We start from the raw sequence: 12,270 nt of genomic DNA on the forward strand, positions 1-12,270 counted from the left end.
CTGTGAACAATAGCATCGTAGGCGCACGGGCGCCCGGCCGATCAGTTCAGGTCAGATGTTTGGGGGGCGGAGAGTCGGTGTCGGGCACGACGCCTGCAAGCACAGTCAGCCGAGGCGGATTTGACGCGGCCACCAGCTCCGACATTGCGTCAGGCAGCAGCAGTTGCGCGAAGACGACCGAGAAACAGCCATGACAGTGATGGGCCGCCAGCGTCTTGCTATCCGTATCTCCGGAATCGGGTCCCGGCGACGCAGCGATTTCCAGCTGGCCGAACGGATTGGTCACGTCCAGGCATTGGCACGTATGCAACACGCCCGACAGCAGATAGCTGATTGCGAGACACGCAGCCAACAGCCCGCGCCAGTTGCGCAGGCGAAACAATCTGATCGGGCGGCGGATCGCAGTCACGAAGTCACTCTGGTTACGTCCGGGTTCGTAGCATGGCGACCGGAACAGTGTCGACCCGCAATAATGTTACGTGTGCGGAACTGAACGTCGCACCCGCATGTGTCCACGCGATTGCAAGCAGCGTCGTTTGTTCATCGCCATCGTTACGGTCCGATGGTAAGATAGAAACGACGAGAGGGAGCTCGGAATGCCCGAAGAGTCTTGCTGCTCGCACGATGCGTGCTGCGGGGAAGCCGCCAAAGCCCGTGTGGAGGAAGTCGCCGCGTCAGGCTGCGCCGACTGCTGCTCGGCGGGCGTTCCGGTCTTCGACGGGCTCGATCCGCGATACAAGCGCGTGCTGTGGACCGTCATCGCCATCAACGCGGCGATGTTCGTGAGCGAAATGGCGGCGGGCCATTTGGCCGGCTCCCAGGCTCTCAAGGCCGACGCTCTCGACTTCCTCGCCGACACGGTCACCTACGGCCTGAGCCTTTCGGTGATCGGCGCGAGCATCAAGACGCGTGCCACCGCCGCGTTGTTCAAGGGGTTGTCGCTCAGTGCCATGGCCGCCTGGGTGTTCGGGTCAACGCTCTATCAGACCTTGGTCCTGGGGCTCCCGCGTGCGGAGCTGATGGGAGCGATGAGCCTGGCCGCGCTGGCGGCGATCCTCACCTCGGTTCTCCTGCTCGCGCGCTACAAGGACGGCGATGCCAACGTGCGCTCGGTTTGGCTCTGCTCGCGCAATGACGCGATCGGCAACGTCATCGTGATGGTCGCTGCCATCGGTGTATTTGGAACCGCGACGGCATGGCCCGATTTGGCTGTCGCTGCGGTAATGGCTGGAATCTTCCTGACCTCGTCGCTGCAAATTCTGCGGCAAGCATGGGCAGAGTATCGCGGCGGGCAAGCTGCCGTGACTGCCTGACGGGGGGGGCGCGATCCAAACGCGGAAAGGCCTCAGCCCGGGGCTGACCGGCTGAGGCCTTTTGTGCTCACATTCTCATCCTTGGGACTTGAAGCGCTAACGCGCCCTGTACTGGATCGTTCCGCAGGGCTCGGAATTATTTTGCCCTGCTGCCGGGAGGTGCGGCGTTCCTACGCCTTCTCCTCCCAGATCATCGCGAGATGCACGATCGTCTGCACCGCCTTTTCCATGTCCTGCCGGCTGACCCATTCGAGCCGCGAATGAAACGCGTGCTCGCCGGCAAAGATGTTGGGGCAGGGCAGGCCCATGAAGGACAGGCGCGAGCCGTCGGTGCCGCCGCGGATCGCGGTGCGCATCGGGCGCAGGCCGGCACGGCGGATCGCCTCGATGGCGTATTCGAGGATGTGCGGGTGACGGTCGATCACCTGCTTCATGTTGCGGTACTGCTCCCTGACCTCGAACTTGTAGGTCGAGCGCGGATAGTCCTTCATCACGTCCTTGACGATGTTCTCGAGCAGAACTTCCTTCTCCTTCAGCCCTTCCTCGGTGAAGTCGCGCACGATGAAGGAGAGCGTCGCCTGCTCCAGCGCGCCGTCGATGCCGATCGGATGCAGAAAGCCCTGCTTGCCTGACGTCGTCTCGGGCGAGCAGCCTTCCTTCGGCAGCCGCTCGACGATGGCGGCTGCGATCTTGATCGCGTGCTCCATCTTGCCCTTGGCGTAGCCGGGATGGGCGCTGACGCCGTTGATGGTGATGGTGGCGCCGTCGGCCGAGAAGGTCTCGTCCTCGACGCTGCCGGCGCTCTCGCCGTCCATGGTGTAGCCGAAATCGGCGCCGAGCTTCTTCAGGTCGACGTTGTCGACGCCGCGGCCGATCTCCTCGTCCGGCGTGAACAGGATCTTGATGGTGCCGTGCTTCACATCGGGGTTGTTGATGAAGAAATGCGCGGCATCCATGATCTCGGCGACGCCGGCCTTGTTGTCGGCGCCCAAGAGCGTGGTGCCGTCGGTGGTGATGATGTCGTTGCCGATCTGGTTCTTCAGCGCGGGATGTTCAGTGAAGCGGATCACCTGGCTGGTATCGCCCGGCAGGGTGATATCGCCGCCGCGATAGTCCTTCACCAGCTGCGGCTTGACGTCCTTGCCGGTCACGTCGGGCGAGGTGTCCATGTGCGAGCAGAAGCAGATCACCGGCACCTTTTTGTCGGTGTTGGCCGGGATCGTTCCGTAGACGTAGCCGAAGTCGTCGAGATGCGCGTCGGCGACGCCCATGGCCTTCAGCTCGGCGGCGAGCACGCGGCCGAGATCTTTCTGTTTCTCGGTCGAGGGCGAGGCCGGGGATTCCGGATCGGACTGGGTGTCGATGGTGACGTAGCGCAGGAAGCGTTCGGTCACGGTGTGCGAAAAGGAGAGGGAGGACATTTCTGGTCAAACCGCCGGGTCTTGGGGAAGCAAGGCTTGGGGGAAGCAGGCGGTATATCAGAAAAGCGGGCCGTGATGCGGCCGGAACGAAGCGGATCAGGCTTAACGAAACGTAGCTGCTAGATCGCTTCCTTGAGCTCCTTGACCGGGCGGAAGGCGACCTTCTTGCTGGCCTTGATGTGGATCGCCTCGCCGGTGGTGGGGTTGCGGCCGGTGCGGGCGGCGCGCTTGCGGACCTGGAGGATGCCGAGCCCGACGATGCGGACGCGGTCGCCCTTCTTGAGGTGCTTGGCGATCAGATCGACCATGTCGGTCAGGACGGCCTCGGTGTGCTTTTTCGAGAGGTCCTGGCTCTCCGCGATGTCAGCGGCGAGGTGCTTGAGCGTGATGGTGGCGGGAGCGGCTGCCTTCTTCGCCGAATCCTTCTTGGCCGAATCCTTCTTAGCCATGTCTGGCCTCCTCAATGACAGGGAAGCCCCGGAAAAGCCGGTCAAGCGTGGGGATCCCTCCAAGTCCTGGAAGGCGTAGACGATTCGGGCGCGGGCTGACTATGCCACGAGTTCCCGGCAGACGCCGGCAATGCCGCGAAAGGCATCGGGAAGTTCGGGCTAAGACTATGAAGGGATTGCCAAAATGGCGCGAGAGACGGGGCTCGAACCCGCGACCTCCGGCGTGACAGGCCGGCGCTCTAACCAACTGAGCTACTCCCGCGTGGTTCGCTGAAAGCGCGCGGAACGAGGGGGGACTTAAAGGCGGGGCTGGGTGAAGTCAAGGACGTTGCGCTTTGTCAGGACGCATCGGCTAAGCATTGCTCTGGAAAACGAAAAAGGCCGCCAGGCGGCGGCCTCGGTCAGCCCGAAACAGGGCGTGTCAGCGAATCTCCGACGTGCCTGCGCTGGTCACGGCCACCGGCTTGCCGGCCTTGATCACGTGAGCCGATTGGGCGGTCTGGCTGGTATCGACGTTGGTGCGGGCTGCGATGCCGAAGCCGGCGACCAGAATACCGGCAACCAGCGCCACCACCACGATCTTCAGGTGGGTGCCACGATCAGCCGAGTGAATAGAGTGGTTCATATGGGCCTCCCGACGGGCTTAGCCGCCGTCTATGGGCTCATGTCTTAAGGACCATCTGTTTCCGGATGGTTTCGCGGGTTCCGCAAAATGGTTTCATTAATGCGCCCGCTCGGTTTCGCCGGGCTGGCGGCCGGAACAGGTCTCAGGCCGCCGCCCGGCCGATATCGCCCCGGATCGAACGGGCCGCCCAGACGAACAGCAGGGCGCCCAGTGTGGTCGTGACCGCCGCCGAGAGCAGGGAATAGCGCACGGCGTCCGCGCCATAAGTGCCCTTGAGGGCGTCGTTGACCATGCCGACGGCAAGCGGGCCGACGCCCTGGCCGAAGCAGGTGGCGGTGAGCGCGATCAGGGCGGAGGCGAGCGCCCGCATGCTCGGCTTGGCCACCGTCTGCGCGATCGCGAAGATCGGTCCGAGATGAAAGCCGACCAGGAACGAGGTCAGCGCCAGCATCGCGACCATCATCGAGAAATCCTGCGTCAGCATGCACAGCGCGAACACCGGGCCGGCCAGCCCTGAGGTGATCGCCGGCGCCCACAGCTTCCAGCGGTCGTCGCGGCGGCTGATCTGCGCCACCACGAAGCCGCCGAGCAATGTGCCGGCCATGCCGGCGAGCCCCTTGAAGGTGCCGGCATAGGTGCCGATCTCGGAGCTCGACAGATGGTGCACGCGGGCCAGGAACGGCGGGATCCAGGCCGCCGTTGCGTAGTTCGTGTAGGTGGTGAGGCAGAAGCCGATCAGCACGATGATGAAGCTCTGCTGCGAGGCCAGGAAGCGCAGTGTCGGCCCGAGCGGCTCCGGCACGAAACTCTCCTGCATGGCGCCGCGCTTCGGCTCGGAGATCGTCAGCCACAGAATCAATGCGAGCAGGATGCCGGGCAGGCCGGCGACGTAGAACGCCATCCGCCAGCCATAGTGCTGGTTGACGTAGCCGCCGATGAAATAGCCGAGGAAGACGCCGAGATAGGTGCCGATGGCGTAGATGCCGAGCGCGCGCGGGCGCTCGTTCTTGGTGAAGAGATCGGCGACGATCGATTGCGAGGCGGGCGAGCCCGCGGATTCGCCGATGCCGACGCCGATGCGCGCCAGCGCCAGCGAGGTCACGCTCGAGGCCGCCCCGCACAACGCCGTCATCGCACTCCAGAACGCAAGGGCCACCGCGACGATGTTGCGCCGGTTGAGCCGGTCGGCGACGCGCGCGATGGGAATGCCGAGCAGGGAATAGAACAGCGCGAAGCCGAAGCCCGCGAGCAGCCCCATCATGGTATCGCTGAGCTGAAACTCCTTCTTGATCGGCTCGATCAGGACGTTGAAGATCGTGCGGTCGAGGAAGTTCAGCGCGTAGATGATGGTGAGCAGGCCCAGCACGTAATAGCGCCGCGCCGGGGGCTTTGCCGCCGCAGTCGTCTGCACCGACATCTGTGACGTCACATCGACCATCGCATCCCCCCAATTTGTCTTTGTTATCGTTGCCGGTCCAGCCCTTCGTGAGGCTGGTCGAGAGCGTTTTCGAGCGAAGTCGATACCGGTTCGCGTGAAGAAAACGCGCCAAAAAAACTCAGCCTTCGCGGATGTAATTCCCCGCTTCGAACTCGACCGGCGCAGCACTTGTATCGAACGACACGCCGATCGGATCGCGGTCTGCCTCCATCGCCTCCAGTTGCTCGCTCAGCATGCGCCGGATCATCAGGATGCCGCGGTCGCTCTGGCCGAAATGCTCCTCGGAGTGGATGGTCTGCGGGCCCTGGCCAACCTGGGCCTCGTAATCGCCCGGGAATTGCTGGTGCTCGGCTTCCGTCATGTCCCACCAGAATTTGCCGTTGAACTTCGAGCGCATGCGGCCGATGTCGCCGGAAGCCTTGACGCGGCCGGCGACGTAGATGCGGAACGAGGTGTCGTCGATCGGCAACGTCCAGCCGATCGACTCGACGCGGGCGAATTGTGCCACGCGCGGGTTCGGCACGACGCGCAAGGTGGGAAGGGCCGCTTCGGTGACGCGATAAAACACCTTGCCGTCGTCCTGCTTGCGGATCGAGCGCACGGCGATGCCGCGCGGCGTCTTGTCGAACTTCACCTCCGGCATCGAGGCCATCATGTTGGTGAATTGCGGCCCCGAGAACGAGCCGTGCAGCACTGGCACGTGATAGGGATCGACCACGTTCTCGAAATGCTGCAGCCAGTTGCAGGGGATGATCGCGGGGCCGCCGCCGCCGATCGAGGAATCGTCGGCCTCGACGAACTCGCCTTGGTCCATGTTTTCCAGGCATTCGTAAGCCGGCAGCACCGGGCGTTTCTCGGCCGGGCCCATATAGGCGAAGATCAGCCCGTAGCGCTCCTCGACCGGGTACCAGGGCTGGCGCACCTTGTCCTTGAACTGGCCGCCGTCGGGCTCGCAGGGCTGCTCGAGGCAATGGCCTTCGGCGTCGAACTTCCAGCCGTGATAGCAGCAGCGGATACCGTCTTCCTCGACCTTGCCATAGTAGAGCGTGGTGCCGCGATGGCAGCAGCGCGCGTGCAACAGGCCGGCGCGGCCGTGCTTGTCGCGGAACAGCACCAGATCCTCGCCGAGCGCGCGCACCTTCTTCGGCGTGTCGGTGGCATCGCTGACCAGCCCGACCGGATGCCAGTAGCGGCGGAGCAGCTCGCCCATCGGCGTGCCGCGCGCGACCGAGGTGAGTTCGGTGCGCGTGTGCGCCGGCTTCATCGCATAGGCGGTGCCGAGATCGCGATCCCGCTGGGTCATCGTCATGCTGTTCCTCCCGCCGCTGGCCTTGGGTGGCCGGGTCGTTTTGATGCGGTGACCCAGTGAAAAATAATTCGATGACAATGTCAACGATATTCCAGAATGCCTCTTAATCGCATTTGGAATCAGGTTGGGGAGGTTGCGCTACCAGCGCTTGGCACGCCCCGGCTTTCTTGGCAGAGGTGGATCATGAGCCAGACATCGAGCAGGGACGGGCACGCATCGCCCGATGCGGACGAAAGCCACTCGCCGGCGCCGATCACCGTGATGCTGTCGTCACGGCTGATGGTGCTCGCCAATTTGCTCAAGCGCGGCGCGATCCTGCGCTACAAGCGCCTCGCCGGATTGTCCTCGGTCGAGTTCGGTCTGGTCGCCTCGCTCGGTCGCCGTCCGCCGATGAGCGTGGCGCGGCTCGCCGAAGCCGTCGGCCAGGACAAGGGCCAGATCAGCCGCGCGCTCGCGGAGCTCGTCTCGCGCAAGCTGATCGCGAAGTCGGCGAACCCGAAGGACAGCCGCGAGGTGCTGGTCGCGCTGACCGCGGCAGGGCTCGCCGCGCACGATGCGATCGTCGAAGGCGCGCAGGAGCGCAATCGGCAATTGCTGGAGCAGTTGAGCAAGGACGAGTTCGAGACGCTGCTGGCGCAGATCGACCGTCTCACGGCGACAGCCGAGAAGATGCTCGAAGCCGAGAAAGTTTCACGCTGATCTCTCGGAAATCTCCGGGAATGTTGGATCATTTCTAAGAACCCTTCTAAGAGGTTTTCAATTAGGGAATTCGCGCGCGCTCACCTAAGCGTCACTGCAAGCGCCTGCCGTTAGGGGAACGACGGCATGACGCAAGCAAACAGACATGTTGGGGTGCGCGTTGAACAGCCTTCGTATGCTGCGGTCGGTCGTCTTGGCGACCGCGTCTGCTTTCGCAGTGGTACCGCAGGCATCGCTTGCGCAGTCCTCGGCGCAAGGCGGTGCGCAAAACCTGCCGTCGGTCACCGTCAACGCGCCGGAAGCACGACGCCGCGCACCTGCTGCGGCCGCCCGCCGCGTGGCGCGGCCGTCGGTAGAGACCGCCGCCAGCCGCAGACCGCTTCAGCAGCGCAATGTCGGCTTCGTCGAGACGCCGCGCGGTCCGGTGAACGGCTACGTCGCCAACCGCAGCTCGTCGGGCACTAAGACCAACACGCCGATCATGGAGACGCCGCAATCGGTGTCGGTGATCGGCGCGGACCAGATCCGCGACCAGAAGGCGACCAAGCTCGACGAGGTTCTGCGCTACACCGCCGGCGTGCGGGCTGGCACCTTCGGTGCGGACACGCGCAACGATTGGTGGCTGATCCGCGGCTTCAAGTCCGACGACATCGGACTGTTTCTCGACGGCACGCAGCTGTTCTACACGGCCTATGCGAGCTGGCGGCTTCCGTCGTCCAATATGGAACGAGTCGAGGTGTTACGCGGCCCGTCGGCGGTGCTCTATGGTGGATCGAGCCCGAGCGGCATCGTCAACGTCATCAGCAAGATGCCGCCGACCGAGCCGATCCGCTACATCGAGACCGGCGTCAACAATTTCGGCAACGCCTATGTCGGCTTCGATGTCGGCGGGCCCGTTGCAACGCAGCCCCAGGACGGCAAGCTGTTCTACCGCGTCGTCGGCGAGATCAGGAACGGCGACACGCAGGTCAACTTCACGCCGGACAACAACTACTTCATTGCGCCGTCCTTCACCTGGAAGCCGGATGCTGATACGACTTTCACGGTTCTGGCGTCGGCATCGAAGACCGACACCCGCGGCATCAACTTCCTGCCTTACCAGGGCACGGTGACCAACGCGCCGTTCGGCAAGATCCCGACCAGCTTCTTCGCCGGCGATCCCAGCGTCGACAAGTTCACGCGCGAGCAGGAGATGCTCGGCTATCAGTTCGAGCGCAATGTCACCGACGATCTAACGTTCCGGCAGAATGCGCGATTTGCGCATATCGACCTGACCTATCGCGGTTACATCGGCAACGGCTGGGACAATATCAATGCGGCCTCTCTCGGTCGCTACAATTGGTATGCGAAGGATACCGCCAACCAGGCCGATCTCGACAACCAGCTGGAATATCGCTTCAACACCGGTCCTGTCAGGCACACGATGCTGTTCGGTGTCGATCTGAAGGGCTATCAGATCGACGACTATCAGGCCTTCAACTTCGGCACCGTTCCTCCGATCAATGTGCTCAATCCGGTCTACGGCATTAACATCCCGCTCACAGGCCCGCCGTTCCGTAACTTCCTGATCACGCAGAAGCAGGCCGGCACCTACCTCCAGGACCAGATGAAGCTCGGTAACTTCACGCTGGTGCTGAGCGGCCGCAACGACTGGGTCGAGACGACGCAGGCCGCCCGTGACACTGGGGCGACGCTCGCCAGCAACAATGACAGCCAGTTCAGCGGTCGCGCAGGCTTGATCTACAATTTCGACAACGGCATCGCGCCCTACATCTCCTACGCGACGAGTTTCAACCCGATTATCGGGCTCAACGCGCAAAATCAGCTGTTCCAGCCGGAGACCGGCCAGCAGGCCGAAATCGGCGTCAAGGTCGCCCCCAAGGGATTTGATGGCTACTTCACTGCCTCGGTGTTCAACCTGAAGCGCCAGAATGTACCCACTACCGATCCGATCATCACCACGCTGCAGAACCAAACCGGCGAGGTGACCTCGCGCGGCATCGAGCTCGAAGCGGTCGCAAATGCGACGAAGGAGTTAAAGTTCATCGGCGCCTTCACGGCCTATCATCTCTTCACCAGCAGGGACCTGAACCCGGCGCTGGTCGGCAAGACGCCGACCAACACGCCTGAGCTCCTGGTCTCGGGCTGGGCCGACTACACATTCAAGGACGGACCGCTTGCGGGATTCGGCTTCGGCGGCGGCGTGCGCTATGTCGGCGCCTCCTGGGCGGACGCCGCCAACACCCTCGAGGTTCCCGCGGTCGTGCTCGGCGACCTCGCGGTCCACTACGAGTGGCAGAACTGGCGCACGGCAATCAACGTGATCAACCTGACCGACAAGATCTATGTCGCAAGCTGCGCGGCGGCCTCGTCATGCTTCTACGGCGACCGCCGGCGCGTCACCGCCAGCGTCTCCTACAAGTGGTAGGCACCGGCGAGGGGAGGGCCTCGTGAAGGCGCGCACGGTCAGGCTCTGGTCCGTGGTCCACACCTGGACCAGCCTGATCTCGACCGTCTTCCTGCTGCTGCTCTGCCTGACCGGCCTGCCGCTGATCTTCCATCACGAGATCGATGAGCTCCTGGGCTATGCCCCCCAGCCCGAAGCTCATGCGGGCGCGGCGCGTGCGACGACGCAAGCCGTCGCCGACGCCGCGCTCGCCGCCGATCCCGGCCGGGTGCTGCAATATATCGCCTGGGACAAGGACGAGCCCGGGATCGTGACCGCGTTCACCAACAGCGCCGTCAACGGGCTGCCCGACAACACGACCGTGCGCGCGTTCGATGCGATGTCGACCAAGCTGCTCGGACCGGTCGGCATCGGGCCGATGCTGATCATGCTCAAGCTGCATACCGACATGTTTGCCGGCCAGCCCGGAAAACTGTTCCTCGGCGGGATGGGCCTGCTGTTCGCAATCGCCATCATCTCCGGCGTGGTGCTGTACTGGCCGTTCACCCGCCGGCTGCGCTTTGCCACCATTCGCGGCCACGCCTCGCGCCGCGTGCGCTGGCTCGACTGGCACAATCTGATCGGCGTGGTGACGGTGGCCTGGGCGCTGGTGGTTGGCCTCACCGGCGTCGTCAACACCTGGGCCGAACTGATGCTCAACCAGTGGAAGGCCACGGAACTCGCCAGCATGGTCGCGCCCTATGCCGGCAAGCCGCCGCCGTCGCATCTGGCTTCGCTCGACGACGTCGTGGCGCGCGCGAGGCAGACGGCGCCCGGGATGGAGGTTGCCTTCATCGCGTTTCCGGGAACGCCGTTCACGTCCTCGCACCACTTCGCCGCCTTCATGCGCGGCGACACGGCGCTGACAGCGCGGCTGCTCAAGCCGGTCCTGCTCGACGGCGAAACAGGGGAGGTCGCCGACAGCCGGGCGCTGCCGGTCTATCTCCAGGCGCTCCTGATCTCGCAGCCGCTGCATTTCGGCGATTATGGCGGCTTGCCGCTCAAGGTGATCTGGGCCGTGCTCGACATTCTCACGATCGTTGTGATCGGCAGTGGCCTCTATCTCTGGCTGGCACGGCGGCGCAAGCGCGCGCCCGCCCAGACCGACGCATTCGCCAGACGAACCCCGGTCCGGTCGTGATGCATGGCTCCTCTGACCGCTCGGGCCTGTGGATACGTGTCTTTGCTGCACCCATCCTGCTCGCGGCTGCGACCATCACCGGCCTGCTGGCTGCGCTACTCTGCGGAACGGTCGGCCAGTATGTCGCCTGGGTGACGGTGGGAGCGCCGGTGCTGGTCATTGCCTGGGTCTGGGTGCGCTGCCGCACCCGGAAAACCGGGCAATTATCGCGGACGACACGCGGCAAATAGCTGCCTCGGCCCGTGTGCCGCAATCCTCGAACGGCTGCCCTGCAAAACTGTGGCCGCCCTTGCTGGGATTGGCGATCTGCTCCATACCAGCCGCGGGGCGATTCCGGGATTTCTATCGTTCTGGGGGCGGTAAAGGGCCTAAAAAGAGCGTGTCTTGCGCCCATTGGTGCACTGCGCTAAGGCTCAGAACAATTCCAAACTGGACGAATCCGTGGCTGTCCCGAGGCTGCGGGAAAAAGGGCTCGTCAATGAGCGGCATTCTGCAGAACTATCTTCCACTCGTCGTCTTTATAGGGGTAGCGGGCCTCATCGGCCTCGTGCTGCTGATCGCGCCCTTCATCGTGGCGTTCCAGCAGCCGGACCCGGAAAAGCTGTCGGCGTATGAGTGCGGTTTCAACGCCTTCGACGACGCTCGCATGAAGTTCGACGTCCGCTTCTATCTGGTCGCCATCCTCTTCATCATCTTCGACCTCGAGGTGGCGTTCCTGTTTCCCTGGGCGGTGGCGTTCGGCAAGCTTGGCGCGACCGGCTTCTGGTCCATGGTGGTGTTCCTCGGCGTGCTGACGGTCGGGTTCGCCTATGAATGGAAGAAGGGAGCACTGGAATGGGATTGAACCCTGCAACGTCCTCTGGCCCGGTCGTCGCGCCGGCCCCCAAGGGCATCCTTGATCCGTCGACCGGCAGGCCGGTTGGCGCCAACGATCCGTTTTTCCTCGAGGTCAACTCCGAGCTGTCCGACAAGGGCTTCTTCGTGGCCGCGACCGACGACCTCATCACCTGGGCCCGTACCGGCTCGCTGATGTGGATGACCTTCGGTCTCGCCTGCTGCGCGGTCGAGATGATGCAGGTCTCGATGCCGCGCTACGACGTCGAGCGCTTCGGCTTCGCGCCGCGTGCCTCGCCGCGCCAGTCCGACGTGATGATCGTCGCCGGCACGCTGACCAACAAGATGGCGCCTGCGCTGCGCAAGGTCTACGACCAGATGCCGGAGCCGCGCTACGTCATCTCGATGGGCTCCTGCGCCAATGGCGGCGGCTACTACCACTACTCCTACTCGGTCGTGCGCGGCTGCGACCGCATCGTGCCGATCGACATCTACGTGCCGGGCTGCCCGCCCACGGCGGAAGCGCTGCTCTACGGCGTGCTGCTGCTGCAGAAGAAGATCCGCCGCACCGGCACCATCGAACGCTAAGGTTTTA

Annotated in this window: 13 protein-coding genes and 1 tRNA gene; 7 read left to right on the forward strand and 7 right to left on the reverse strand. The window is 63.9% G+C overall.

The genetic code is table 11. From position 1 onward, the window contains the following. Positions 1-46 precede the first annotated feature (46 nt). Positions 47-409, reverse strand: coding sequence for a hypothetical protein (locus AB7290_RS18670; protein WP_071913346.1), 363 nt, complete (start codon positions 407-409; stop codon positions 47-49). Positions 410-596: 187 nt separating this feature from the next. Here AB7290_RS18670 and AB7290_RS18675 point away from each other — a divergent pair, with 187 nt between their 5' ends. Beyond that, positions 597-1,313 (forward strand): cation transporter, encoded by a 717-nt coding sequence (locus AB7290_RS18675; RefSeq protein WP_085400703.1) that lies wholly within the window; start codon positions 597-599, stop codon positions 1,311-1,313. A gap of 170 nt (positions 1,314-1,483) precedes the next feature. Here AB7290_RS18675 and pepT read toward each other — a convergent pair whose 3' ends face one another. The 6 genes from pepT to AB7290_RS18705 all read right to left on the reverse strand — a co-directional run bounded on the left by pepT (position 1,484) and on the right by AB7290_RS18705 (position 6,555). Next, positions 1,484-2,734 carry a peptidase T gene (pepT, locus tag AB7290_RS18680; RefSeq protein ID WP_085400702.1) on the reverse strand — a complete coding sequence of 417 codons (1,251 nt, stop codon included), beginning with the start codon at positions 2,732-2,734 and terminating at the stop codon, positions 1,484-1,486. Between the two features lie 119 nt (positions 2,735-2,853). Beyond that, positions 2,854-3,183, reverse strand: a complete 330-nt coding sequence (locus AB7290_RS18685; protein ID WP_085400700.1) for an HU family DNA-binding protein — start codon at positions 3,181-3,183, stop codon at positions 2,854-2,856. A 185-nt stretch (positions 3,184-3,368) separates the two neighbouring features. Next, a tRNA-Asp gene (locus AB7290_RS18690) sits at positions 3,369-3,445 on the reverse strand. Between the two features lie 159 nt (positions 3,446-3,604). Continuing rightward, positions 3,605-3,808 (reverse strand): hypothetical protein, encoded by a 204-nt coding sequence (locus AB7290_RS18695; RefSeq protein WP_071913352.1) that lies wholly within the window; start codon positions 3,806-3,808, stop codon positions 3,605-3,607. A 142-nt stretch (positions 3,809-3,950) separates the two neighbouring features. Then, positions 3,951-5,246: a spinster family MFS transporter gene (locus AB7290_RS18700; protein WP_085400374.1), complete on the reverse strand. Its 1,296-nt coding sequence runs from the start codon at positions 5,244-5,246 to the stop codon at positions 3,951-3,953. Positions 5,247-5,364: 118 nt separating this feature from the next. Next, a complete protein-coding gene (locus AB7290_RS18705; protein ID WP_441253520.1) occupies positions 5,365-6,555 on the reverse strand; it encodes a Rieske 2Fe-2S domain-containing protein in 1,191 nt (396 codons plus the stop codon). 183 nt (positions 6,556-6,738) lie between these two features. Here AB7290_RS18705 and AB7290_RS18710 point away from each other — a divergent pair, with 183 nt between their 5' ends. The 6 genes from AB7290_RS18710 (at position 6,739) to AB7290_RS18735 (ending at position 12,263) form a co-directional block, all read left to right on the forward strand. Next, positions 6,739-7,254, forward strand: coding sequence for a MarR family winged helix-turn-helix transcriptional regulator (locus tag AB7290_RS18710; protein ID WP_038943030.1), 516 nt, complete (start codon positions 6,739-6,741; stop codon positions 7,252-7,254). A gap of 175 nt (positions 7,255-7,429) precedes the next feature. Beyond that, positions 7,430-9,682 carry a TonB-dependent siderophore receptor gene (locus AB7290_RS18715; RefSeq protein ID WP_085400369.1) on the forward strand — a complete coding sequence of 751 codons (2,253 nt, stop codon included), beginning with the start codon at positions 7,430-7,432 and terminating at the stop codon, positions 9,680-9,682. Between the two features lie 22 nt (positions 9,683-9,704). Next, positions 9,705-10,841: a PepSY-associated TM helix domain-containing protein gene (locus AB7290_RS18720; protein ID WP_085400366.1), complete on the forward strand. Its 1,137-nt coding sequence runs from the start codon at positions 9,705-9,707 to the stop codon at positions 10,839-10,841. Beyond that, the gene (locus AB7290_RS18725) at positions 10,841-11,071 is read left to right on the forward strand and encodes a hypothetical protein (RefSeq protein ID WP_085400365.1); all 231 of its coding nucleotides are present in this window, start codon (positions 10,841-10,843) and stop codon (positions 11,069-11,071) included. The genes AB7290_RS18720 and AB7290_RS18725 overlap by 1 nt, the downstream gene beginning before the upstream one ends. 248 nt (positions 11,072-11,319) lie before the next feature. Then, complete coding sequence (locus tag AB7290_RS18730) at positions 11,320-11,685, forward strand: NADH-quinone oxidoreductase subunit A (RefSeq protein WP_007603535.1); 366 nt, start codon at positions 11,320-11,322, stop codon at positions 11,683-11,685. Then, positions 11,676-12,263, forward strand: a complete 588-nt coding sequence (locus tag AB7290_RS18735; protein ID WP_014494855.1) for a NuoB/complex I 20 kDa subunit family protein — start codon at positions 11,676-11,678, stop codon at positions 12,261-12,263. Before AB7290_RS18730 ends, AB7290_RS18735 begins: the two co-directional genes overlap by 10 nt. Positions 12,264-12,270 lie beyond the last annotated feature (7 nt).

This window comes from Bradyrhizobium sp. 613_E4_N2_2 (assembly GCF_052075995.1).
GTDB lineage: Bacteria > Pseudomonadota > Alphaproteobacteria > Rhizobiales > Xanthobacteraceae > Bradyrhizobium > Bradyrhizobium barranii.